Source organism: Bradyrhizobium sp. Rc2d, from assembly GCF_900099855.1.
Classification (GTDB): Bacteria; Pseudomonadota; Alphaproteobacteria; order Rhizobiales; family Xanthobacteraceae; genus Bradyrhizobium.
On the sequence record NZ_FNCU01000077.1, the window covers coordinates 1 to 21,316 of the forward strand.

At 64.2% G+C, this 21,316-nt stretch carries 23 protein-coding genes and 1 tRNA gene; 12 read left to right on the forward strand and 12 right to left on the reverse strand.

The genetic code is table 11. From position 1 onward, the window contains the following. Nucleotides 1-323: 323 nt before the first annotated feature. From greA to BLV07_RS43430, 3 genes are all read right to left on the reverse strand, one after another. Nucleotides 324-797 (reverse strand): transcription elongation factor GreA, encoded by a 474-nt coding sequence (greA, locus tag BLV07_RS43420; RefSeq protein WP_027525218.1) that lies wholly within the window; start codon nucleotides 795-797, stop codon nucleotides 324-326. 229 nt (nucleotides 798-1,026) lie between these two features. Beyond that, complete coding sequence (carB, locus tag BLV07_RS43425) at nucleotides 1,027-4,491, reverse strand: carbamoyl-phosphate synthase large subunit (RefSeq protein WP_091898740.1); 3,465 nt, start codon at nucleotides 4,489-4,491, stop codon at nucleotides 1,027-1,029. Between the two features lie 142 nt (nucleotides 4,492-4,633). Next, the gene (locus BLV07_RS43430) at nucleotides 4,634-5,803 is read right to left on the reverse strand and encodes an MFS transporter (protein ID WP_091898742.1); all 1,170 of its coding nucleotides are present in this window, start codon (nucleotides 5,801-5,803) and stop codon (nucleotides 4,634-4,636) included. A 108-nt stretch (nucleotides 5,804-5,911) separates the two neighbouring features. On the opposite strand from BLV07_RS43430, the gene BLV07_RS43435 reads away from it, so the two are divergent. Beyond that, nucleotides 5,912-6,289: an ArsR/SmtB family transcription factor gene (locus BLV07_RS43435; protein WP_091898745.1), complete on the forward strand. Its 378-nt coding sequence runs from the start codon at nucleotides 5,912-5,914 to the stop codon at nucleotides 6,287-6,289. Nucleotides 6,290-6,387: 98 nt separating this feature from the next. Here BLV07_RS43435 and BLV07_RS48195 read toward each other — a convergent pair. Together BLV07_RS48195 and BLV07_RS43440 are read right to left on the reverse strand one after the other, a co-directional pair. Further along, a tRNA-OTHER gene (locus BLV07_RS48195) sits at nucleotides 6,388-6,463 on the reverse strand. 54 nt (nucleotides 6,464-6,517) lie between these two features. Further along, nucleotides 6,518-7,219: a class I SAM-dependent methyltransferase gene (locus tag BLV07_RS43440; RefSeq protein WP_091898747.1), complete on the reverse strand. Its 702-nt coding sequence runs from the start codon at nucleotides 7,217-7,219 to the stop codon at nucleotides 6,518-6,520. Between the two features lie 115 nt (nucleotides 7,220-7,334). On the opposite strand from BLV07_RS43440, the gene BLV07_RS43445 reads away from it, so the two are divergent. After that, nucleotides 7,335-7,859, forward strand: a complete 525-nt coding sequence (locus tag BLV07_RS43445; RefSeq protein WP_091898749.1) for a Dps family protein — start codon at nucleotides 7,335-7,337, stop codon at nucleotides 7,857-7,859. 158 nt (nucleotides 7,860-8,017) lie between these two features. Here the strand turns inward: BLV07_RS43445 and BLV07_RS43450 are convergent, their stop codons facing one another. Both BLV07_RS43450 and carA read right to left on the reverse strand, forming a co-directional pair. Further along, the gene (locus tag BLV07_RS43450) at nucleotides 8,018-8,539 is read right to left on the reverse strand and encodes a cupin domain-containing protein (RefSeq protein WP_091898751.1); all 522 of its coding nucleotides are present in this window, start codon (nucleotides 8,537-8,539) and stop codon (nucleotides 8,018-8,020) included. 216 nt (nucleotides 8,540-8,755) lie between these two features. Next, nucleotides 8,756-9,946: a glutamine-hydrolyzing carbamoyl-phosphate synthase small subunit gene (carA, locus tag BLV07_RS43455; RefSeq protein ID WP_091898753.1), complete on the reverse strand. Its 1,191-nt coding sequence runs from the start codon at nucleotides 9,944-9,946 to the stop codon at nucleotides 8,756-8,758. Nucleotides 9,947-10,172: 226 nt separating this feature from the next. Between carA and BLV07_RS43460 the strand changes: the two genes are divergently transcribed. The 6 genes from BLV07_RS43460 to BLV07_RS43485 all read left to right on the forward strand — a co-directional run bounded on the left by BLV07_RS43460 (nucleotide 10,173) and on the right by BLV07_RS43485 (nucleotide 14,699). After that, on the forward strand, nucleotides 10,173-10,628 hold the full coding sequence (locus tag BLV07_RS43460) for a GatB/YqeY domain-containing protein (RefSeq protein ID WP_091898755.1): 456 nt from the start codon (nucleotides 10,173-10,175) through the stop codon (nucleotides 10,626-10,628). Between the two features lie 181 nt (nucleotides 10,629-10,809). Next, complete coding sequence (locus tag BLV07_RS43465) at nucleotides 10,810-12,420, forward strand: acyl-CoA synthetase (RefSeq protein ID WP_176946146.1); 1,611 nt, start codon at nucleotides 10,810-10,812, stop codon at nucleotides 12,418-12,420. A 9-nt stretch (nucleotides 12,421-12,429) separates the two neighbouring features. Then, nucleotides 12,430-12,897 carry a MarR family winged helix-turn-helix transcriptional regulator gene (locus BLV07_RS43470; RefSeq protein ID WP_091898759.1) on the forward strand — a complete coding sequence of 156 codons (468 nt, stop codon included), beginning with the start codon at nucleotides 12,430-12,432 and terminating at the stop codon, nucleotides 12,895-12,897. A gap of 82 nt (nucleotides 12,898-12,979) precedes the next feature. Next, nucleotides 12,980-13,348, forward strand: a complete 369-nt coding sequence (locus BLV07_RS43475) for a YybH family protein (protein WP_091898761.1) — start codon at nucleotides 12,980-12,982, stop codon at nucleotides 13,346-13,348. A gap of 2 nt (nucleotides 13,349-13,350) precedes the next feature. Further along, nucleotides 13,351-13,794 (forward strand): hypothetical protein, encoded by a 444-nt coding sequence (locus BLV07_RS43480; protein WP_091898763.1) that lies wholly within the window; start codon nucleotides 13,351-13,353, stop codon nucleotides 13,792-13,794. A gap of 131 nt (nucleotides 13,795-13,925) precedes the next feature. Continuing rightward, nucleotides 13,926-14,699 carry a DUF2189 domain-containing protein gene (locus BLV07_RS43485; RefSeq protein ID WP_091898765.1) on the forward strand — a complete coding sequence of 258 codons (774 nt, stop codon included), beginning with the start codon at nucleotides 13,926-13,928 and terminating at the stop codon, nucleotides 14,697-14,699. A 157-nt stretch (nucleotides 14,700-14,856) separates the two neighbouring features. On the opposite strand, the gene BLV07_RS43490 is transcribed toward BLV07_RS43485, so the two are convergent. The 3 genes from BLV07_RS43490 to BLV07_RS43500 are packed head-to-tail and all read right to left on the reverse strand — an operon-like array spanning nucleotide 14,857 to nucleotide 16,143. Continuing rightward, on the reverse strand, nucleotides 14,857-15,369 hold the full coding sequence (locus BLV07_RS43490; RefSeq protein WP_091898767.1) for an SRPBCC family protein: 513 nt from the start codon (nucleotides 15,367-15,369) through the stop codon (nucleotides 14,857-14,859). Beyond that, nucleotides 15,369-15,836 (reverse strand): SRPBCC family protein, encoded by a 468-nt coding sequence (locus BLV07_RS43495; protein ID WP_091898769.1) that lies wholly within the window; start codon nucleotides 15,834-15,836, stop codon nucleotides 15,369-15,371. Before BLV07_RS43495 ends, BLV07_RS43490 begins: the two co-directional genes overlap by 1 nt. Continuing rightward, nucleotides 15,829-16,143 (reverse strand): ArsR/SmtB family transcription factor, encoded by a 315-nt coding sequence (locus BLV07_RS43500; protein WP_091898771.1) that lies wholly within the window; start codon nucleotides 16,141-16,143, stop codon nucleotides 15,829-15,831. Before BLV07_RS43500 ends, BLV07_RS43495 begins: the two co-directional genes overlap by 8 nt. A gap of 128 nt (nucleotides 16,144-16,271) precedes the next feature. Here BLV07_RS43500 and BLV07_RS43505 point away from each other — a divergent pair, with 128 nt between their 5' ends. The 3 genes from BLV07_RS43505 to BLV07_RS43515 all read left to right on the forward strand — a co-directional run bounded on the left by BLV07_RS43505 (nucleotide 16,272) and on the right by BLV07_RS43515 (nucleotide 19,088). After that, complete coding sequence (locus BLV07_RS43505) at nucleotides 16,272-17,720, forward strand: LVIVD repeat-containing protein (RefSeq protein ID WP_091898773.1); 1,449 nt, start codon at nucleotides 16,272-16,274, stop codon at nucleotides 17,718-17,720. A 2-nt stretch (nucleotides 17,721-17,722) separates the two neighbouring features. Continuing rightward, nucleotides 17,723-18,262, forward strand: coding sequence for a hypothetical protein (locus BLV07_RS43510; protein ID WP_091898775.1), 540 nt, complete (start codon nucleotides 17,723-17,725; stop codon nucleotides 18,260-18,262). A gap of 205 nt (nucleotides 18,263-18,467) precedes the next feature. Further along, nucleotides 18,468-19,088: a LysE family translocator gene (locus BLV07_RS43515; RefSeq protein WP_176946147.1), complete on the forward strand. Its 621-nt coding sequence runs from the start codon at nucleotides 18,468-18,470 to the stop codon at nucleotides 19,086-19,088. A 3-nt stretch (nucleotides 19,089-19,091) separates the two neighbouring features. Here the strand turns inward: BLV07_RS43515 and BLV07_RS43520 are convergent, their stop codons facing one another. Further along, the gene (locus tag BLV07_RS43520) at nucleotides 19,092-19,895 is read right to left on the reverse strand and encodes an N-formylglutamate amidohydrolase (RefSeq protein WP_091898777.1); all 804 of its coding nucleotides are present in this window, start codon (nucleotides 19,893-19,895) and stop codon (nucleotides 19,092-19,094) included. Nucleotides 19,896-20,186: 291 nt separating this feature from the next. On the opposite strand from BLV07_RS43520, the gene BLV07_RS43525 reads away from it, so the two are divergent. Beyond that, nucleotides 20,187-20,585: a gamma-glutamylcyclotransferase family protein gene (locus BLV07_RS43525; protein ID WP_091898793.1), complete on the forward strand. Its 399-nt coding sequence runs from the start codon at nucleotides 20,187-20,189 to the stop codon at nucleotides 20,583-20,585. Here BLV07_RS43525 and BLV07_RS43530 read toward each other — a convergent pair. Further along, nucleotides 20,582-21,145 carry a chlorite dismutase family protein gene (locus tag BLV07_RS43530; RefSeq protein WP_091898795.1) on the reverse strand — a complete coding sequence of 188 codons (564 nt, stop codon included), beginning with the start codon at nucleotides 21,143-21,145 and terminating at the stop codon, nucleotides 20,582-20,584. The two genes, BLV07_RS43525 and BLV07_RS43530, sit on opposite strands and share 4 nt — an antisense overlap. Nucleotides 21,146-21,316: the final 171 nt, after the last annotated feature.

The window sequence follows — 21,316 nt, forward strand, 5'->3', positions numbered from 1 at the left end:
CCCGCCAAAACCGCTCACCCTTTTTCGGTCGGGCTCTGAGGTGCGAGGCATCGGGCGCAAAACGCCCGATGGGGAGCCTCGAAGGATGCATGGCCCGTATATGTAGCGGCGCGCGGCAACAGTTGGGCCGTCGCCCTTCGAGGGCCGCTGAAGAAGCGGCCACCTCAGGATGACGGTGATGGAGTGATGCTCGCTGCATCAACATTGTCATTGCGAGTGGAGAGAGCGCGACTTCATCTCGTGCACCGAGCAACGCGCACACACAAAAAGGCCGCGCAGTGCGCGGCCTTTTTCGAAACGTCGTCACAGGCAACGGCAAATCCTTACCGCCACTCCACCTTGGTGATCTCATACGCCTTGGCGCCGCCCGGCGTGTTGACCTCGACGGAAGCGCCCTTCTTCTTGCCGATCAGTGCGCGGGCGAGTGGCGAGGTGATGGAGATGCGGCCCTTCTTGGCGTCAGCCTCGACCTCGCCAACGATCTGCCACACCGTCTTCTTCTCGGTGTCCTCGTCGACCAGCGTCACGGTGGCGCCGAACTTGATGGTGTCACCGGAGAGTTTCGAGATGTCGATGATGTCGGCGCGCGCGAGCTTGTCCTCAAGCTCGGCGATGCGGCCTTCATTGTGGGACTGCTCTTCCTTCGCGGCATGATATTCCGCGTTCTCCGACAGGTCTCCGTGTGAGCGCGCCTCCGCGATATGCTCGATGATCCGCGGACGATCCACGGACTGGCGATGCTTCAATTCTTCCCCGAGCGCGGCAAATCCGGCCGAAGTCATCGGAACCTTTTCCATCTTCTCTCTCGTCCTTCGGTCGCGCGTCCCAGAACATGAATGAGCGCCCAACCTTGATTCGTCGGTCTTTCCGGGGCTCGACACGCGGGCCGCCGGACGTTGACAGATATGGGCTTAGCGTCGGAACAGAACACCCCCATGGCCGGACAGTTCCTCCGGCCATTGTGGCTTCATTGCCAATCACTTAGCGGAAAGCTTGAGCCCTCAAGGCTTGGCCCCCCGCTAGCGATCAGGTTTCCGAAAAGTAGCTCTGCAGGGTACGAACCTCAAGGTCCCCGCCCAGATAGGCGCGGATGCCCTGCGCGGCCGCCACGGCCCCGGAAAGAGTGGTGTAATACGGCACTTTATGCAAGAGGGCCGCGCGCCGCAGCGAGCGGCTGTCGGCGAGCGCCTGCGGGCCTTCGGTGGTGTTCAAGACGAGCTGGACGTCGCCATTGGTGATGGCGTCGACGATGTGCGGCCGGCCCTCCAGCACCTTGTTCACCTTCTCGGTCGGGATGCCCTGATCGGTCAGGAAGCGCTGAGTGCCCGACGTCGCCAGCACCTTGAAGCCGAGCGAATGCAACTCGCGAACGGCGTCGGCGATCCGCGTCTTGTCGCTCTCGCGAACCGAGACGAACACCGTGCCCTTGCGCGGCACCCGCGTGCCGCCGCCGAGCTGGCTCTTGGCAAACGCCACCGCAAACGAGCGGTCGATGCCCATCACTTCGCCGGTCGAGCGCATCTCGGGGCCAAGCACCGTGTCGACGCCGGGGAAGCGTGCGAACGGGAAGACCGATTCCTTGACGCCGACGTGCTTGAGCTCTGCCTTCTTCAGCTTGAAGTCGTCGAGCCTCTCGCCGGCCATGATGCGCGCGGCGATCTTCGCGACCGGCGTGCCGATCACCTTGGCGACGAACGGCACCGTGCGCGAGGCGCGCGGATTGACTTCGAGCACGTAGATCTCGCCGTCCTTGATGGCGTATTGCACGTTCATCAGGCCGACCACGTCGAGGCCGAGCGCGAGCTCGCGGGTCTGCCTCTTCAGCTCCTCGATCATCCCGGCATCGAGCGAGTGCGGCGGCAGCGAGCAGGCGCTATCGCCGGAATGGATGCCGGCTTCCTCGATGTGCTCCATGATGCCGACGATGAAAGTGTCCTTGCCGTCGCAGAGGCAGTCGACGTCGACCTCGGTCGCATCCGACAGGTAGCGGTCGAACAGCAGCGGGTTCTTGCCGAGCACGGTGTTGATCTGCCCGGTCTTGTCGTTGGGATAGCGCGCCTTGACGTCGGCCGGCACCAGCTCCGGCAGCGTGCCGAGCAGATAGTCGTTGAGCTGGTTCTCCTCGCGGATGATCTGCATGGCGCGGCCGCCGAGCACGTAGGACGGGCGCACCACCAGCGGCAGGCCGAGATCGGCGGAGACGAGCCTCGCCTGCTCGACCGAATAAGCGATGCCGTTCTTCGGCTGCTTCAGCCTAAGCTTGTCGAGCACGCGCTTGAAGCGGTCGCGGTCCTCGGCAAGGTCGATCGCGTCCGGCGAGGTGCCGAGGATCGGCACTTCGGCGGCTTCCAGCGCGTGCGCCAGCTTCAGCGGGGTCTGACCGCCGAACTGCACGATCACGCCGTGCAGCGTGCCCTTGCTGCGCTCCTTCGCGATGATCTCCAGCACGTCCTCGGCTGTGAGCGGCTCGAAATAGAGCCGGTCGGCCGTGTCGTAGTCGGTCGACACGGTCTCCGGGTTGCAGTTGACCATGATGGATTCGTAGCCGGCGTCATGCAGTGCGAAGCAGGCGTGACAGCAGCAATAGTCGAACTCGATGCCCTGGCCGATGCGGTTCGGCCCGCCGCCGAGGATGATGACCTTCTTCTTGTCGGACGGGGTGCTCTCGTCCGCAGGCGTGCCCGCAAACGGCGCCTCATAGGTCGAATACATATAGGCAGTGGGGGAGGCGAATTCGGCCGCGCAGGTGTCGATGCGCTTGTAGACCGGGCGAACGCCGAGCGCGTGGCGCTTCGCCTTGACCTCGGCCTCCGTCGTCTCGGCGAGCACCGCAAGGCGCGCATCGGAGAAGCCCATGGCCTTCAGGGTGCGCATGCCGAAGGCATTGCCAGGAAGGCCGTTCTTGCGAACCTTCTCCTCCATGTCGACGATGCCGCGCATTTCGCCGAGGAACCACGGATCGATCTTGCAGGAGTTGAAGATGTCCTCGTCCGACCAGCCGAGCCGCATGGCCTGGGCGACCTGGAGCAGCCGGTTCGGCGTCGGCGTGCCGAGTGCGGCGCGGATCGCGTTCTTGTCGTCGCCGCGGCCGAGCCCTTCGATCTCGATCTCGTCGAGCCCGGTCAATCCGGTCTCGAGCCCGCGCAAGGCCTTCTGAAGACTTTCCTGGAAGGTGCGGCCGATCGCCATGACTTCACCGACCGACTTCATCGAGGTCGTCAGCGTGGTGGAGGCACCCGGGAATTTTTCGAAGGCGAAGCGCGGCACCTTGGTGACGACGTAGTCGATGGTCGGCTCGAACGAGGCCGGCGTGGCACCGCCGGTGATGTCGTTGGCGATCTCGTCGAGGGTGTAGCCGACCGCGAGCTTGGCGGCGACCTTTGCGATCGGAAAGCCGGTGGCCTTGGAGGCCAGTGCGGACGAGCGTGACACACGCGGATTCATCTCGATGACGACCATGCGGCCGTCGTCGGGATTGACGCCGAACTGCACGTTGGAACCGCCGGTCTCGACCCCGATCTCGCGCAGCACCGCCAGCGAGGCGTCGCGCATGATCTGGTATTCCTTGTCGGTCAACGTCAGCGCCGGCGCCACCGTGACGGAATCGCCGGTGTGCACGCCCATCGGATCGAGGTTCTCGATCGAGCAGACGATGATGCAATTGTCCTTCTTGTCGCGCACGACCTCCATCTCGTACTCTTTCCAGCCGAGCACGGATTCTTCGATCAGCACTTCGTTGGTGGGCGATGCATCAAGGCCGCGCTCGATGATGTCGAGGAATTCCTCCTTGTTGTAGGCGATGCCGCCGCCGGTACCGCCCATCGTGAAGGAGGGGCGGATGATCGCGGGCAGGCCGATCTCGGACAGCGCCATCATCGCCTGACCCAGCGCATATTCCTGATAGCGCTTGCGGCGGTCGCCTTCGCCGAGCGTCCATTGCCGGTCGAGCTCTTCGAGAGCCGCGCCCGACAGCTTCTCGCGTTCGGCGTGGTATTTGTCGCGGAACGACTTCTTCAGTTCGGACGCGTTGGCGAGCCGCGACTTCGGCGTCTGCAGCCCGATCTTCTCCATGGCGTTGCGGAAGAGCTGGCGGTCCTCGGCCTTGTCGATCGCGTCGGCGGTGGCGCCGATCATCTCGACGTCGAACTTCTCCAGCGTGCCCTGCCGGCGCAGCGACAGCGCGCAATTCAGCGCGGTCTGGCCGCCCATGGTCGGCAGCAGCGCGAAGCCGCCGGGAATGACGTGGCGTTCCTTCTCGATGATCTTGGCGACGATCTCGGGCGTGATCGGCTCGATATAGGTCGCATCGGCCAATTCCGGGTCGGTCATGATGGTGGCCGGGTTGGAATTGACGAGGACGATGCGATAGCCCTCTTCCTTCAGCGTCTTCACCGCCTGTGTGCCCGAATAGTCGAACTCGCAGGCCTGGCCGATCACGATGGGACCGGCGCCGATGATCAGAATGGTGGTGATGTCTGTACGTTTGGGCATCAACTCTCGCCGGACTGGAATTTGGGCACAAAAAAAGGGCGCGCTTGCCGCGCGTCCCCTTGTGCGAGAGCGCGGGGTCTCCCTCGCGCGCGGGTGGGTCTTAGACCAGTTTTCGGGGCGGCGAAACCCCGAAAAACGCCCATCAACCGGCAATTTTGACCGGTTTTGGCCGCGCCTGCCAGCCGCGGGCGAGGTGCACCAGAAGCGAGGCCGCAACGCTCGATCCGCCGATCCAGCCGAGGTCGTTGGGCGAGAGGGTGGCCAGCACCGCGCCGCCCAGCGCGCCGCCGATCGCGAAGCCGAGATACATCGCGGAAGCGTTGAGCGAGAGCGCGATCATCGAGGCCTGCGGCTCGATCCGGATGATGCTGGCGATCTGGGCCGGATAGAACGCCCAGCCCGAGAGGCCCCAGAGGAAGATCGCGCCCAACACCGCATAATGCGCCTGTCCCGGCATCAGCTTCAGGACCAGCGAATGCAGGATCAGCGCGCTCGCCATGCCGGCGAGGCCGAGGGCGGCGGTGGCGAGCGTGCCGAGCCGGTCGGCCAGGACGCCGCCGAGCATGTTGCCGATCGCGGCGGCGCCGCCGAACACCAGCAGCGCCAGGCTGATCTGCGAAGCGTCGAAGCCGAGGCCGCGCAGCGGAATCGCGAAATAGGTGAACACGGTGAAGCCGCCGAGTGCCCAGAGAATGGTGATCACAAGCGCGACCAGCACGTTGCTGTGACGCGCTACCGCCAGCCGCTCGCTGAGCGAGGCCGTGTTGCGCGGCAGGCCTTTGGGTAGCCCGAGCAGGAGGCCCGCCAGCGCCACCGTGCCGATCAGCGCGACCATGGCGAAAGTTGCGCGCCAGCCGAGCAGGCTGCCGACGAGATTGCCAAGGGGGACGCCGATGACGGTCGCGACCGTGAGGCCTGAGGTGACCAGGGCCACCGCACGTCCGCGCCGTTCGGGCGAGGCCACCGCCACGGACACCGCGAGCGCCGTCGGCATGCACAGCCCCGAGCCCAGCGCCATCAGCATGCGCGAGGCCAGCAGCAGGGCGTAGTTGGATGCCACCACCGCGGCGAGGTTGCCGGCGATGAAGGTCGTCAGTGCCAGCGCCAGCACGGTGCGACGGTCGATGTTGTTGAGCGTCACCGCCAGGATCGGCGAGCCCACGGCATAAGTGAGGGCGTAAGCCGTGACCAGTTGCCCGGCGGCGGAGACCGAAATCGCAAGGTCAGTGGCGATCGACGGCAAAAGTCCTGCAATGACAAAGCCTTCCGTGCCAATCGCGAAGGCCGCCAGGGCCAGCCAGAACACGCTCATGGAGAAATCCTTATGTTCAACGTTTATTGAACTATTGGTTGGGATGGTCCCGGAGTCAATTGGTTCAAGAACTATTGAACATCGCGGGCTTCGCGCTATGTTTGATCCATGAGCCGCACGCCCCTTCATCCGACCCGCGAGCAGATCGAGCTGCCGATGGTCTTGGATTGCCTGAGCGATCCGATCCGATTGGCGATCGTCTATCAGCTCGCGCAGCAAGAACGTGTCAGCAGCGAGCTCTGTTGTGGCGATTTCAGCGGCCTCGGCGGCAAGTCCAACCTCGCCTATCACTTCGCCAAGCTGCGCGAATGTGGGCTGATGCAGACCCGCGTGGCGGGCACCAACCGCTTCATGCGGCTGCGCCGCGAGGATCTGGACGCGCGTTTCCCCGGCCTGCTCGATGCCGTCATCAATTCCGCGGCGAGGGATGCCGGCCGGCTTCAGCTTCTGTCCGAGTGCGAAGCGGTCGAGACGGTTCGCAGCTGAGCGGAAATGTCCGTCTACGCTTTCGCGTTGCTCCAGTTACGCCGGACACGCTTCGCCTCACGTGGCTGCGCCACGCGTAGCCCCGCAGGGGCGAAGCGTGGAGACCCGGCCTGGATTTGAACCAGGATGAAGAGCGTTGCACCGCCCTCGCGTAGACGCTTCCGCCACCGGGCCAGGGCGATCATTACCGATTGCAGTGCGACAAGCCACAACGGCTGATTGTTATGCTTAACGAATAAGAGGCGGCCGCGCGACGAAGGTCATGCGCCAGCGATTGTGGCCGATATTGCTGTGTGCGCGCTGGACCACGAACCCGGCCGCGGTCAACTTGGCGGTGATCTCCGCCTCGCTGTAGCGCTGGAGCCCGATGCGCGTGCGCAACTGGCGGTAATCCGACAGCGCGGTGCTGATCAGCCCGACCAGCGCGTCTTTCAGGAAACCGTGCCACAGGCCGAAGCCGAGCAGCGCCATCACGTCCCTCACCATGCCGACATTGGGCTGGAGGATATCGCCGAGCACCAGCTTGCCGGAGGGTTTCAGGATCCGGCGGATGTTGAGGAGGGCGGCATCGAGCTCCTCCGGCGTCATGTATTGCGCGACGGAGTTCATCACGACGAGATCGACTGACTGGTCCTGCATCTTGCGGACGTCGTCGAGCGAGCGGACACGGATCTTGGTGTTCGGGGCGAACCGCGCGATCAGTCGGCCGCGCACCCCGGGCGCGGGCTCCGCCAGGATCAGCTTGCCGCAGGCGGATGCCACCTGGTTCGCCGACAGCGCCTCGCCGCAGGCATAGTCCAGCACTACCGCCTCGGGCGAGGGGATATAGCCGATGATGTCCCGCGCAATGATCTGGAAGTGCAAGTCGCGATGCAGCTTGCTGACATAGATCGTATGCGTGGAGTCGTAATAATCGATCCAATCGTCCATGGTACTCGAGGGTCCCGGCCAAATGGTTCCGCTAAAAGGAACCGGCGCTGCCCGCCTTGCGTTAGGGGTGCGACGGCGCGCCGTCAATGTCCGCGTCCTAACAGGAAGGTCTCCCGTGAGCAAAACCAACAACAAGGTCTCGCCCGATCTCGACACCCCCACCGATCTGTCGCCCGATGGGGTCAAGAAGGTCTCGGAGGCGCTCAACGTGCTTCTGGCCGACGCGTTCGCGCTGTATCTCAAGACCAAGAATTTCCACTGGCACATCAGCGGCCGGCATTTCCGCGATTACCATTTGCTGCTCGACGAGCAGTCCGATCAGATCTTCGCCACCACCGACCAGCTCGCCGAGCGCGTCCGCAAGATCGGCGGCACCACGCTCAAGTCGGTCGGCCAGGTCGCAAAGCTCCAGACCATCAAGGACAATAACGAGAACTACGTCCCGCCGCGCGAGATGCTGCGCGAGCTAATGCAGGACAACAAGCATGTCGCCGCTGCGATGCGCAAGGCACACGACGTTTGCGACGAAGCGGGCGACGTCGCCAGCGCCAGCATCCTCGAAGTCTTCATCGACGAGACCGAGCGCCGTACCTGGTTCCTGTTCGAAGCGACACGGCAGGAGGGCAGCAACGCGGCGTAGGGGCCGCAACTGCAGTAGGGTGGGCAAAGGCGCGCCATTGCGCGCCGTGCCCACCATCCATCCTTACGGTCGATGTGTTTGGTGGGCACGCTTCCGCCTTCGCTCTTCGAGCTACGGCGGACGAGTCGCTTTGCCAACCCTACGGCACCGCGCTTTGGCTATCGCCACAGCCGCATCAACGCGCCATCCTTGCCCGTCACGGGATCGGCCGGCGGCATCGCGACCTCGGGAATCGTCTTCAGCGCCTTGGCGTGGTTCTCGGGCGTCGCCCGCGTGATCTCCATCTTGGCGCCCGGCGGATAGGCGCCGATCACGCAGAAATCGTCGCTCGCCTTGATGCATTGGTGGCCGGTACCGGCCGGCAGGATCGCGACGTCGCCGGCCTTGATCTGTAGCTCCTGGCCATGATCGCCGCCGAAGCGGACGCGAGCGCTGCCGCGCGCAACGCCGAGCACCTCGTGCACGGTCGAATGATAGTGCAGATAGTCGTAGACGCCGTTGCGCCATGTGCCGCCCCAGCCGTTCGCTTCGAACAGCTCTTCGATGGTCTCCTCCGGATGCTCCGGATCGAGCTTCACCGCGCTCTGGTAAACCAGGAACGGGAGGATGTTGTTCGGCACGAGCCCGTCATCCTCGAACACGATGGCAAGCGGCTCGGCCTTGTCGCGGACGACGGACATGATGGGGCTCCGGCTAGACGAAGATGCGGGGACAACATTGAAGCGGGAGGAGGCGTTCCTCTACCGTTCTCGTGTCCCGGACAGGATGCAGCGCGCAGCGGTGCGTCGCTGAGCCGGGATCAAGAAAGCTCAGCGTGGGCCCCGGTTCAGCAGCGCATCACGCCGCGAAAAGCGGCGCGCTGCACTGCGCCCGGGGCACGAGAGCCGCAGTGTGCCTCAAGCGCTCTTCTTCTGCCGCATCAGCTCCGCGAACCGCTGGAACAGATAGTGCGAGTCGCGCGGGCCCGGGGATGCCTCGGGGTGGTACTGCACCGAGAACACCGGCTTGCCGTCGAGCTGGATGCCGCAATTGGAGCCGTCGAACAGCGAGATGTGGGTCTGCGTCGCGCCCCTCGGTAGCGTCGTCTCGTCCACGGCAAAGCCGTGGTTCATCGAAGTGATCTCGACCTTGCCGGTGGTCTCGTCCTTGACGGGATGATTGGCGCCGTGATGGCCCTGATGCATCTTCTTGGTCTTGGCGCCGACGGCGAGGCCGAGCATCTGGTGACCGAGGCAAATGCCGAAGGTCGGCGTGCCCGACTTGATCACGTCCCGGATGACGGGCACGGCATATTTACCGGTCGCGGCGGGATCGCCAGGGCCGTTCGACAGGAACACGCCGTCCGGCTTCATCGCCAAAATGTCTTCGGATGAGGTCGTCGCCGGCACCACCGTCACCTTGCAGCCGACGCCGGCGAGCAGGCGCAGGATGTTGCGCTTGATGCCATAGTCGATGGCGACGACGTTGAACTCCGGCTCGTCCTGGCGGCCAAAGCCCTTGTCCCACAGCCAGGGCGTCTCGTCCCAGGTGAAGCGCTGGCCGGAGGTGACCATCGGCACCAGGTCCATGCCCTCGAGGCCCGGCCATTCGCGCGCCTCTTCCTTGAGGCCATGCAGGTCGAACTCGCCGGTCCTGGAATGCGCGATCACGGCGTTGGGCATGCCTTTCGAGCGGATCAGCGCGGTCAGCGCGCGGGTATCGATGCCGGAGAGGCCGATGATGCCGCGGGCCCTCAGCCACTGGTCGAGATGCTTGGTGGCGCGGTAGTTCGAGGGATCGGTGATCGCGGTGCGCAGGATCACGCCGCGCGCGCCGGGCGTCGCCGCCATGTTCACCGTCTCGATGTCGTCCTCGTTGGTGCCGACATTGCCGATATGCGGGAAGGTGAAGGTGATGAGCTGGCCGGCATAGGAGGGATCGGTCAAAATCTCCTCATAGCCGGTCATCGCGGTGTTGAAGCAGACTTCACCGACGGCGTGGCCTTCGGCGCCGAGACCAAAGCCTTCGAGCACCGTGCCATCGGCAAGCACGAGGAGCGCGGTCGGTTTGTGGTCCGGCCAGGCGGGATCGTTGTCATGTTGTGTCATGAGCGCGTTTCATAGTCTGCGCAAACGCCGCCGTCAAAGCGGGAGAAGCCGGATTCACATGCGTTTTTGCATATTTGGCGGGCGGCTTCAGGCACTTAAGCCGGAACTGGCAATTTTGAGCCATTTCGAGCCCTGGCAAGGAAACAATGCACCGGCGGCTGGTCCGGTATGGCCTCTTGCCCGCGAACGGCTTAGATCAGGCGCGACAGATTGAGAGGATCCGACCATGCTGCGCGACGACATCAACAATGCGGTCAAGGAGGCCATGAAGGCCAAGGACGAGCGCAAGCTGTCCACGCTGCGCATGGTCAACTCGACCATCAAGAATGCCGACATCGACGCTCGCGGCAGCGGCAGGCCGCCGCTGTCGGACGCCGACATCCTCGCCGTGCTGCAGAAGATGATCAAGCAGCGCCAGGAGGCGGTCGAGCTCTACGACAAGGGCGGCCGCGCCGAGCTCGCCGCTCAGGAGCGCGAGGAGATCGCAGTGATCTCGGCGTACCTGCCGAAGCAGATGTCGGACGACGAGGTGAAAAAGGCGATCGCGGATGCGATCGCTGAATCGGGCGCCGCCGGAATGAAGGACATGGGCAAGGTGATCGCGGTATTGCGAGCGAAATACGCCGGACAGATGGATTTCGGCAAGGCGTCCGGCCTGGTGAAGGCCGCGCTGTCGGGCTAGCTCGTTCTTCCCCTCTTCCCTTTGTGGAGAGGGTGGCATAGGCGGCCTTCGGCCGCCGGCGCTTCGCGCGTCATGCTCGGGCTTGTCCCGGGCATCCACGGCCTTAAACTGGTGGCAACGAACAAGAACGTGGCTGGCCGGGGACAAGCCCGGCCATGACGCCGACCGTGGAAACGACCCCATGCTCACCGAAGCCGCAACCTACGACGAGCTCTATCGCAATTTCCGCTGGGACATCCCCGCGCGCTTCAACATGGCGGAGGCGTGCTGCGATCGTCATGCCGATGGCACGGGCCGGCTCGCGCTGATCTATGTCGACGACAACGGCGCCACCACGCGCACGTCCTTTGACGAGGTTGCCGAGATGTCGCGCCGCTTCGCCAATGTGCTGACGGCGGATGGCCTCGCGCGCGGCGACCGCGTCGCGGTGTTCCTGTCGCAGTCGCTGGAGCTGCCGATCGTGCACATGGCGGCGTTCCGCGCAGGCCTGATCTCGATCCCGCTGTTCGCGCTGTTCGGCGAGGATGCGCTGGAATTCCGCCTGTCGAATTCCGAGGCCAAGGCGATCGTCACCGACGAGGGCGGCTGGGAGAAGCTTGCGAAGATCCGCGATCGCCTGCCGGAGCTGAAGAATGTCTATGTCGTCGGCGAGCGCGCACCTGAGGGCACGAAATCATTCTGGGATGCGGTCAAGGCCGCATCGCCCGACTTCACGCGGGTCGACACCTCCGCCGATGATCCCGCGCTGATCATCTATACCTCAGGCACGACCGGAAACCCCAAGGGCGCGCTGCATGCGCACCGCGTCGTGCTCGGCCATTTGCCGAACGTCGAGATGTGCCACAACTTCCTGCCGCGCCCCGGCGATCTCATGTGGACGCCGGCGGATTGGGCCTGGATCGGCGGCCTCGTCAACGGCCTGCTGGCGTTCTGGTATCACGGCATTCCCCTGGTCGGTCATCGTGCGCGCAAATTCGAGCCACAGGCGGCGATGCAGATGATGGCGGACCTTGGCGTGCGTAACGTCTTCCTGCCGCCGACCGCGCTGAAGCTGATGCGGCAGGCCGGTGTGAAACATCCGGGTGTGAAGCTGCGCAGCATTTTTACGGGCGGTGAATCGCTCGGCGGTGAATTGCTCGGCTGGGTGCGCGACACCTTCGGCATCGATGCGCATGAAGTCTTCGGCCAGACCGAGTGCAATCTCGTGATCGGCAGCAACTCCAACCTGTTCCCGATCCGCCCCGGCGCGATGGGCAAGGCGACGCCGGGCTTCGACGTCCGCATCGTCAACGACAAGGGCGAAGAGCAGAAGCGCGGACAGCGCGGCATCATCGGCGTGCGCCAGCCATGTCCCGTCACCATGCTCGAATATTGGCGCAACCCGGAGGCGACGGCGAAGAAATATGCCGGCGAATTCCTGCTCACTGGCGATCTCGGCGTGCAGGATGAGGACGGCTATTTCTGGTATGTCAGCCGCGAGGACGACGTCATCACCACCGCCGGCTATCGCGTCGGCCCGTCCGAGATCGAGCACACGCTGATGAAGCATCCGTCGGTGGCGATGGCCGCCGTGGTCGGCATTCCCGATCCGATCCGCACCGAATCGATCAAGGCCTGGATCGTGCTGCGCCCCGGCTTTACCGGCAGCGACGCACTCGCGCGCGAAATCCAGGAATTCGTGAAGGTGCAGCTCGCCGCTCACGAATATCCCCGCTTCGTCGCGTTCGCGGAGACGCTGCCGATGACCGCCACCGGCAAGGTGCTGCGGCGCGAGCTGCGGGCGAAAGGTTAGCTTCCGACAATGGCAAAGACGCCTCAAGCCGCGGGGCTTCACCGCGCCGCACTGCCGAAGCTGCACGATCTGGATGCGGCGCTGGAGCTGATGTATTACGGCTGGCGCGGCATGACGCTGGAGGCCGACGCATATCTTGCGAAGCAGGGCCTGTCGCGTCCGCACCACCGCATTCTCTACGTGGTGGCGCGCCGGCCCGATATCGCGATCGGGTCGCTGATCGAGATCCTCGGCATTTCCAAGCAAGCCCTCAACCGGCCGCTCAACCTGCTGCTGGAGCGCAAGCTCGTGACGTCGAAGCGTTCGCCGGAGCAGCATCGCTCCAAGCTGCTGCGCCTGACGGCGGCGGGACAACGCATCGAGCAAAGGGCATCGGACCACGAACGCAAGGTGCTGCGCGAAGCGTTCGACCGCGTCGGCGCGCCGGGTACGGTGGCATGGATGGGCGTGATGGAGGCGATCGCCGACAACAACTGATCGAAATATCAAGTCAATATAGTTGACATGAGGTGCGGGCTTTGCCATTTTCCCGGCCAACGAGCCAGGGAGGGCGCCGGTCATGGGTGCACAGGCAATGAACCGTACGGCCGCCGAACGATTTGTCGCGGCATGGTGCGCGAGCTGGTGCAGGGTCGATATCGATGCGGTCGTCGCGCATTTTGCCGACGATGCGCAGATGCGCAGTCCTCTCGCTCTCACCCTGACGGGCTCTCCACTCGTCACGGGCGCCGAGAACATCCGCGCCTATTGGCGGAAGGCCTATGGCCACATCGAGAGCGCCGACCTGAAGATCCTGGGCTGGAGCTGGGATGAGGCGATCGCGCGACTGACCGTGTGGTGGCAGCTTGGCGACACACGCGCCAGTGAGTTCATGGACTTCGACGATGCGGGCCGTGTGGTGCGCAGCGAAGCCTTTTACGGAAAATAGTCATGCGCTTTTCGGATATCGTTCTGCTCCTCAACACGCTCTGGTTCGTCGGCGCCTTCATCCAGTTCAGCATCGCCCAGCGCAACACGCTGAAGATCCTGCTGCCGCGGGAAGAGCGCAGCAATCCGATCGCGCCGACCCTGGCGGCCAGCGTCGCGTTCCTGGGCGGGATGAATCTACCTATTGGACTGTTGTCATTCTATCTTCTGGCCGCGCGTCCGTCCTTCTTCCAGCCGGTCGAGGCCCAGCTCGCGCTGTTCCTGTTCTTTGCCGCCTGCCATTTCAGCCAGTTCGCCTACAATCTTCCGGTCCTGATGCGCGGCGGCCGCGTCGGGGTGGCTTACTGGCCCGTATTGAAGGGCCCGATGCTCAGGATCTTCGTCATCGACGCGGCTCTGTTCGTGGCCAATCTCGGTGTGGCGCTGCTGCTCACGTCGCGCGTCTGAACAAGCGCCACGTTTTCCGGTGGCGGATGGCGGTATCAGCCGACCGTCAACTCTTCCGTGCAAGGATCGCGAGAGCGAGCTAACATCAGTTCCGACAACGCGCGGCGAAGATCGCGTGAGGGAGGAAGCTGATGTCCATCTCGGGCAAAGTCGATCCGGTGGTGCGTCCGGTCGTGGCGACCGATATCGCCGAGGCGCTGGTCGAGGGCCTGCGCGATTTCCAGGCGCTGCCGCTCTACGGTCTCTGCTTCGGCGCGCTCTATGCCGCCGGCGGCATCGTCATCATGCTCTGCCTCACCGCCTTCGGCATGGTCTATCTGGTCTATCCCCTGGCGGCGGGCTTCGCGCTGATCGGGCCGTTCGTCGCGATCGGTCTCTATGAGGTCAGCCGCCGCCGCGAGCGCGGCGAGCCCGTCTCCTTCGGCGCGATCTGGTCTGCCGTGCGCTCGCGCAGCGAAATCGGCTGGATGGCGTTCGTGACGCTGTTCGTGTTCGTGGTCTGGATGTACCAGGTGCGGCTCTTGATCGCGCTGCTGCTCGGCCTGCACGCCTCGTTCTCGAGCCTTCAGGAATTCATGGCGGTGGTGCTGACGACCAACGAGGGCTTGCTGTTCCTCGCCATCGGCAACGCGGTCGGTGCCGTGCTGTCGCTGATCCTGTTCTCACTGACCGTGGTGTCGTTTCCGCTGCTGCTCGACCGCGACGTCGATTTCGTCACGGCCATGGTGACGAGCGTGCGCGCGGTGGTGACGAGCCCGCTGCCGATGATCTCATGGGCCGCGGTGATCGTGATGCTGCTGATCGTCTCGGCGCTGCCTTATTTTCTCGGCTTGATCGTGACGCTACCGGTGCTGGGGCATGCGACCTGGCATCTCTATCGGCGGCTTGTGGTGCCGATTCCATAGTCGTCCTGGCGAAAGCCAGGACCCATTACCCCAGGGAGCAGTTTGGCGCGAACTGGTCATGACCAGCCTTCGTCAAATCGGCTTTGGTGGCAATGGGTCCTGGATCTGCGCTCTGCTTCGCTATGCTTGTCCAGGACGACAGCGGAGATTGCCGCAACTACGGCGTCTTGATCCCCATCGCCTTCAGCGCATCGAGCATCCGTTGCGGCGGTCCCAGCTTGACCACCAGCGGCTGCCCGGTCTCGAGCAGGCTCTTGAGGCTGGACAGGATCGCTGGCCAGCCGGAGCGCCCGCCTGCAAGAATGTCATCGCTGAGCGGACGATCGTGGCCTTCGCTCATGGTGAGCCGGACCGCATCGCCGACCTGTTCGATCTCGTAGGTTACGAGGGTCGGGCCAAGCTTCTCGATCAGATCGGGCCAGTTCACGTTGAACGTGACCGCGAGCTTTCGCGGCGGATCGTAGGCGAGAACCTCGCCGCTGATGTGCACGGCGCCGTCGGGCGTGCGCACGATGAACGCACCGCCGAGCCGCGGCTCGACCTCGACGGCATTGCCGAAGAAATACTGCCGGCTGAACTCCGCCGAGGTCAGCGCCTCCCATACCTTCTCCGGCGTGGAGGCGATGTAGTTGGTGTAGACGGTGAGCGGCGTGAATTGATCGAGGCTCATCACTCAAATCCTTCGATACCGAGCGCAGCGGGCGGAATCGTGGGCGCCCTGCCAGTCTCCAGCAGGCTCTTGAGCCCGGACAGGATCGCGGGCCAACCCTTGGAGATGCCGTCGAGTAGCTTGCTGCCGGCGGCGAAGCCTTCATGCGTCACCGTCAGCTTCACGAGATCGCCGTGAGGCACGATGGTGAAAACGACTTTCGTCGCCGCCTCGTTCCGCATCTCCTCCATCAGCTCGTGCTTGAACGTATAGGAGAGCCGCCGCGGACGGTCAGCCTCGAGGATCTCGCCGGTGTCCGTGACCTTGCCGCCCATCACGAGGGCGAGGGGCGAGCCGACCTTCCAATCGGACCTGACTTCGGTGTCGAACCAGTACTGCCGCGTGAACGCGCTGTTGGTCAGCGCCTCCCAGACCTTCTCCGGCGTGGTCTCGATATAGGTGACGTAGACGAACTCCGGCTTACTCATCGCGCTTCTCCAACTGACGTTTCAACTCGCTGAGCGCGGCGAGCTTGCCGCGCTCGAACTTCCTGATCCAGCGTTCGCCGATCTGATGGATCGGCACGGGGTTGAGATAGTGCAGCTTCTCGCGGCCATGCCTGATGGTGGTGACGAGGTTGGCCTCCTCCAGAATCGCAAGGTGCTTGGTCACGGCTTGACGCGTCATCGCAAGGCCCTCGCAGAGCTCGTTCAGCGTCTGGCCGTTCCGGGCGTGAAGCCTGTCCAAGAGCGAGCGTCGTGACGCATCGGCTAGCGCTTTGAAGACCTCATCCATGGTCGCGATAATAGGCAACCAAATGGTTGCATGTCAATCGCGGCTTGAGAAATCGTGTTTTGGTCGCGCGCAATCCGCCGTGTTAGCCTCTCGCCTCAGCCAACGCAGATTGGTTCCGGGAGGACTTCATGTTCCGTTGCGTCTTGACTGCTGCCTGCCTCGTCTTTTTTGCCGGCAGCACGGCCGTTCACGCCCAGAAGCAGCAAGTGATCGGCGCGCCGCCGGAATCTTCCAACATGAAGCTGGTCGGCACCAACGATCTCCAGGCGCGCAGTGCCTATCAGCCGACCATCCATCATCAGGGCGATCGCTGGATCGCCTATATCGGCCATCACGGCGGCACTGACGACGTGCCCGCGCCCGTCAATCCGATGACCGGCAAGGCCGAGCCGAACGGAACGTCCATTGTCGACGTCACCGATCCCGCGCATCCAAAATATCTGCGGCATCTGCCGGGGCAGGAAGGCAAGTACGAATCCGGCGGCGCCCAGATGGTGCGGGTCTGCGACGGCAAGGCGTTGCCGAAGGGTGATCCCAATGCTGTCTACATGCTGCGCACCTTCGGCAGCGAGGCGCATGAGATCTGGAACGTCACCGATCCCGCCAGCCCCGTGCTCATCACCCGCATCGGCGGCTTGAAGGACACGCATAAGAGCTGGTGGGAGTGCGACACCGGCATTGCCTTCCTGGTCTCGGGCGCACCGGACTGGCGCACGCGGCGGATGACGCAGGTCTACGATCTCTCCGATCCCGCGCATCCGCAGAAGATCCGCGACTTCGGCCTGCCCGGGCAGGAGCCCGGCTCGACCGGCGCGGTGCCGACCGAATTGCACGGTCCGATCTCGACCGGGCCCGATGGCAATCGCGTCTATTTCGGCTATGGCACCAACAAGGGCGGCATCTTGCAGATCGTCGATCGCGAAAAGCTCTTGAACGGACCGAAGGAGCCGACGCCCGACAATCTGCGCTATCCAGAGATTTCGCGCATGCCGATGTCCGCCTTCAACGGCGCGCACACCACGTTCCCGATGCTCGATATGCCCATCGCCGAGTTCGCCGAGGACAAGGACGGCAAGACCCGCGACATGGTGATGATCGTCGACGAGGCGATCTTGAACGAATGCGGCGAGGCCCGGCAGATGGTCTGGTTCGCCGACGTCACCACCGAGGCGCGGCCGATGATGATCTCGAGCTACACGGTGCCGGAGGCGAGCGGGCAGTTCTGTCAGCGCGGCGGCCGCTTCGGCTCGCATTCCTCCAACGAGAGCATGGCGCCGGTCTACTACAAGAAGATGGCCTTCATCGCCTTCTTCAATGCCGGCGTGCGCGCGCTCGACATCCGCGATCCCTATCATCCCAAGGAAGTCGGCTATTTCATTCCGTCGATCACGGCTGCCACCGACAAGCGTTGCATCCCGGTCGAAGGCGGCGAGCGCTGCAAGGTCGCGATCCAGACCAACAATGTCGAAACCGACGACCGTGGCTACATCTATATCGTCGATCGCGCCAATACCGGCTTGCATATCCTCGAGCTGACAGGACCGGCGCGCACCGTCGCCGGCCTGCCGAAGAACTGACGATGCGGCGCGCGGCAACGATCGCGGTCGTGATGAGCGCGTGTGGTGTGTCCGGTGTCGGGGCCTATCAGCTCGCGCCGCCGGTGCAGGACTTGGCGCATTGGCGCGAGATCGCCTGGCCGTTTCCGCGCGATGGCTGGCCGGTGGGCCGTGCATTCCGCTGCGACGGCGCCTGCGCGGGCACCGAGCTCTACGTGCGCGCCAAGCGGGGCTTCTGCAATTGCGACCGCGGTGTCGCCGACGATGATGAGGTGGATCGTGTTGCGGACGTCGATCTGATCAGCCCGCGGTTTGCGGCGGCCGCACCGGGTGAGGAGGTGGGGTTTGGCGAGATGCGCGGTCGCGCAAGGCGCTACGATGTCGACATGTATGATGGCGTTCGTCGCGCCGCGATCGGTATCGCCGTCTCGCGCCGCTGCGATCTGCTCGTCGCGGTCGCGCAAGGCGCGGGCGATGCGAACGCCTTGCAGCGCGCGACGCTAGCGTTTCTGGAAACGGAGGAGATGAAGCAATGGATGGTCGCTGCGCTCGATGGAAGGTGATGTTGGTGCGCCGCTTCCACATTCTCCGCTGTCATCCCCCGCGAAAGCGGGGGATCCAGTATTTCAGAGACGCTGGTGGGGATACCGAGAGGCCGCGGCGTACTGGATGCCCCGCCTCCGCGGGGCATGACGGCTGTGATTGAGGAGCCTTCCGTTCCCGCCTCCGCCATGCATTAATGCGCACAAACCGCAGCGAGTCCTCCCCATGATGTCCATGCAAGCCTATCTCGCCTTTGTCGCCGCCTGCATCGCGCTGGCGCTGCTGCCGGGGCCGATCGTCACCCTCGTCATCGCCAACGGCCTGCGCCACGGCACGCGCGCGGCGTTGACCAACGTTGCCGGCGCGCAAGCGGGTCTCGCCATCGTGATCGGCGTCGTCGCAGTCGGCCTGACCTCGCTGATGGCGACCATGGGCTACTGGTTCGACTGGGTGCGCTTTGCCGGCGCCGCTTATCTGGTCTGGCTCGGCATCAGGCTGATCTGGGCGCCGGTCGAGGGCGTCGGCGTCGACGCGCCGCCTCCGCCGCCGCGCGGCGGCTTCTTCCTGCAAGGATTTCTGGTGCTGCTGTCGAACCCGAAAGTCCTGGTGTTCTTCGGCGCCTTCATCCCGCAATTCATGGACATGAACCAGCCGCACGTTCCGCAAGTCGCACTGCTGGGCGCCACCTTCATGGTCACGGCGGTCATGACCGACGCGCTCTACGCCATCGCTGCCGGCCGCGCCCGGAAATTCTTCTCGGCGCGCCGCACGCGCATGATGTCGCGCATCTCCGGCGGCTTCATGATCGGCGGTGGCATCTGGCTGGCGCTGACCAGGGCCAAGTAAGGGCTATACCAACAGCTCCGCCTTCAGCTCGACCTCGATCTCGGCAAAGATCCGCGCCAGCCGCTCGGCCCATTGCTGCTGGCCGGACTGGTCGGCGATCAGATCCTGGCGGATCTCGATGCCGGTGTTGACGAGGCCGCGCGCCTCGCCGTGCACGGGAATGGTGTAGTCGGTGTGGTCACTCACCGCATAAGGCTCGTTGTCGCCGACGACGAGATCGCTTTCAGCGCGGAGATGTTTCAAGAGCAGCTGCGGCAGCACGGTGTCGCGGTTATACAGGGCGCCGATGTGCCAGGGCCGCGCGACGCCGGCATAGACCGGCGTAAAACTGTGCAGCGACACCAGCACCGTCGGTTGCTTGCCGTGCAGGCGGCGGGCAATCGCGGCATCAATGCGATGATGATAGGGCACAAAAATCTCGCGCCGCCGCGCCTCGCGCTCCCATTCCGAAATGCCGTCGTTGCGTGGGATCGCAGTGGCTTCGGAGATCACGGGAATCGAGCTCGCCACGGCGGGCGGGCGGTTGCAATCGATCACGAGCCGCGAGTAGCGCTGCGCGATCAGATGCGCGTCGAGCATTTTTGCGAGCCGCTCGGCGACGCCGGCGATGCCGATGTCCCAGGCAATGTGCCTGACAAGATCGCTTTCCGCGATGCCGAGATCGCCGAGCGCGCGCGGCAGCACCCGTCCGTAGTGATCCGCGGTGAGCAGGAAGGGCGATTGGCCTCCCGTATTCACCTCGTGCACCGGCGCAATGTCGCCCTCGCCGAGGAGCTGATCGGTCGCGTCGGCGGTGTCTAAAGCCATCCTGATTGCCTATGGAAAAAAGTCGCCCTGAAAGTCGATGGGAAATCGGTATAGATTGGTTCGCTTCAAATCACCATGCTTCACCGAGGATGCCGCTGAGAGCGTCATTGCCTACACATCGTCGTCCTGGCGAAGGCCAGGACCCATTACCCCGGCTGCCCGTGTGGCCCGAAACTGGGGCGATCAGATTGCCCATTGCTGCGTTCGGTGGCTATGGGTCCTGGCCTTCGCCAGGACGACAGCGAATATGTGGCGCTGTCGTTCCGCGTCATTGCCAGCTATAGATTCCCCATGACCACCGATCGTCTCTTCGTCTACGGCACCCTGATGCGCGGCTTTGATCATCCGATGGCGCGGCTGCTCTCGGCTCATGCGGATTTCCTGGGGGAAGCGACCTGCCGCGGCAGGCTCGTCCTGGTGAAGCATTATCCGGGGCTGCTGCTGTCGGACGCACCGTCCGACATCGTTCACGGTGAGCTCTTTTACTTGCGGGCGGGCGACGAGCTGCTGCGCGAGCTCGACATGTATGAGGCGTGCGGCGAGCAGTTTCCGGAGCCGACCGAATATCTGCGCAGGCTGATCGACGTGACGCTGCCGGACGGCACCACCGAGAAGGCCTGGACCTACATCTACAATTGGCCCGTCACCGATCTGCCGCGCATCGAGTCCGGCCGCTTTCTCGATCACTAAGCCGACAGCACCTCTTTCACCACGCGCAAATCGACTTCGCGCTCGACGTAACTCCACTCCTCGGTCCGCCGCAGCATCGCCACCAGCTCTTCGAACAACTCGGCATGAACCGGTGCGAACTCGAACCAGGTCAGGAAGTCGAAGGGCTCGCCGAGGTCGCGGCAATGATAGAGCTGCCGCGCGATCGCGGGCAGGTAGCGCAGGCTGCTGGCGATGTGGTGCGATCTGTCCTCAAAGATTTTGCGGCGCTCTTCCTGCGTCAGCTCCCACCAGGCTTGCGACTTGCGGATCGGGATCAGCGCTGCGCTGGTCGCCTCGAGCCGGCCGAGGCCGGCCTGCACAGCTACGAGCTGCTCCTTCTCAGGCCGCTCGGTGTAACGCAAGCTGCTCGTGACGCCGACCAGCCGCCAGGCATTGCGCGAGGGCACCAGCGGCAACGAGACGGCCTCGCTGTCGGTCACCGACAGCGCCGGCACGAAGGGCAGGGGCTCGCCCGTTACGGGCGAAATCGAGGTCACGCGCCAGCCCCCGCTCTGGCCGCCTCGAAAGGTCCTGAACATGGGGGTATGGAAGCGTGGAACCGGGTGCGGTTCAAGCTTTTCCGCGGCCTCCGTCATCTCCGGACGCGATCCCAGCAACGACGGAATGGCCTGTGCACAGGTCGAATAACCCGGATAAGCCCGACAAACCTAGCCTTTAGCCCAGCCGCACCTATATCCCTAACCTTTCGC

Bases quoted from the DNA above. Each gene is read 5' to 3' on its own strand.
- BLV07_RS43485 (WP_091898765.1), top strand. From the start codon at position 13,926: ATGTCCATCTCGGGCAAAGTCGATCCGGTGGTGCGTCCGGTCGTGGCG.
- BLV07_RS43525 (WP_091898793.1), top strand. From the start codon at position 20,187: ATGACCACCGATCGTCTCTTCGTCTACGGCACCCTGATGCGCGGCTTT.
- BLV07_RS43505 (WP_091898773.1), top strand. From the start codon at position 16,272: ATGTTCCGTTGCGTCTTGACTGCTGCCTGCCTCGTCTTTTTTGCCGGC.
- BLV07_RS43490 (WP_091898767.1), bottom strand. From the start codon at position 15,369: ATGAGCCTCGATCAATTCACGCCGCTCACCGTCTACACCAACTACATC.
- BLV07_RS43465 (WP_176946146.1), top strand. From the start codon at position 10,810: ATGCTCACCGAAGCCGCAACCTACGACGAGCTCTATCGCAATTTCCGC.
- BLV07_RS43495 (WP_091898769.1), bottom strand. From the start codon at position 15,836: ATGAGTAAGCCGGAGTTCGTCTACGTCACCTATATCGAGACCACGCCG.
- BLV07_RS43435 (WP_091898745.1), top strand. From the start codon at position 5,912: ATGAGCCGCACGCCCCTTCATCCGACCCGCGAGCAGATCGAGCTGCCG.
- BLV07_RS43440 (WP_091898747.1), bottom strand. From the start codon at position 7,219: ATGGACGATTGGATCGATTATTACGACTCCACGCATACGATCTATGTC.
- BLV07_RS43500 (WP_091898771.1), bottom strand. From the start codon at position 16,143: ATGGATGAGGTCTTCAAAGCGCTAGCCGATGCGTCACGACGCTCGCTC.
- BLV07_RS43520 (WP_091898777.1), bottom strand. From the start codon at position 19,895: ATGGCTTTAGACACCGCCGACGCGACCGATCAGCTCCTCGGCGAGGGC.
- BLV07_RS43480 (WP_091898763.1), top strand. From the start codon at position 13,351: ATGCGCTTTTCGGATATCGTTCTGCTCCTCAACACGCTCTGGTTCGTC.
- carB (WP_091898740.1), bottom strand. From the start codon at position 4,491: ATGCCCAAACGTACAGACATCACCACCATTCTGATCATCGGCGCCGGT.
- BLV07_RS43450 (WP_091898751.1), bottom strand. From the start codon at position 8,539: ATGTCCGTCGTCCGCGACAAGGCCGAGCCGCTTGCCATCGTGTTCGAG.
- BLV07_RS43470 (WP_091898759.1), top strand. From the start codon at position 12,430: ATGGCAAAGACGCCTCAAGCCGCGGGGCTTCACCGCGCCGCACTGCCG.
- greA (WP_027525218.1), bottom strand. From the start codon at position 797: ATGGAAAAGGTTCCGATGACTTCGGCCGGATTTGCCGCGCTCGGGGAA.
- BLV07_RS43430 (WP_091898742.1), bottom strand. From the start codon at position 5,803: ATGAGCGTGTTCTGGCTGGCCCTGGCGGCCTTCGCGATTGGCACGGAA.
- BLV07_RS43510 (WP_091898775.1), top strand. From the start codon at position 17,723: ATGCGGCGCGCGGCAACGATCGCGGTCGTGATGAGCGCGTGTGGTGTG.
- BLV07_RS43460 (WP_091898755.1), top strand. From the start codon at position 10,173: ATGCTGCGCGACGACATCAACAATGCGGTCAAGGAGGCCATGAAGGCC.
- carA (WP_091898753.1), bottom strand. From the start codon at position 9,946: ATGACACAACATGACAACGATCCCGCCTGGCCGGACCACAAACCGACC.
- BLV07_RS43530 (WP_091898795.1), bottom strand. From the start codon at position 21,145: ATGTTCAGGACCTTTCGAGGCGGCCAGAGCGGGGGCTGGCGCGTGACC.
- BLV07_RS43515 (WP_176946147.1), top strand. From the start codon at position 18,468: ATGATGTCCATGCAAGCCTATCTCGCCTTTGTCGCCGCCTGCATCGCG.
- BLV07_RS43475 (WP_091898761.1), top strand. From the start codon at position 12,980: ATGGGTGCACAGGCAATGAACCGTACGGCCGCCGAACGATTTGTCGCG.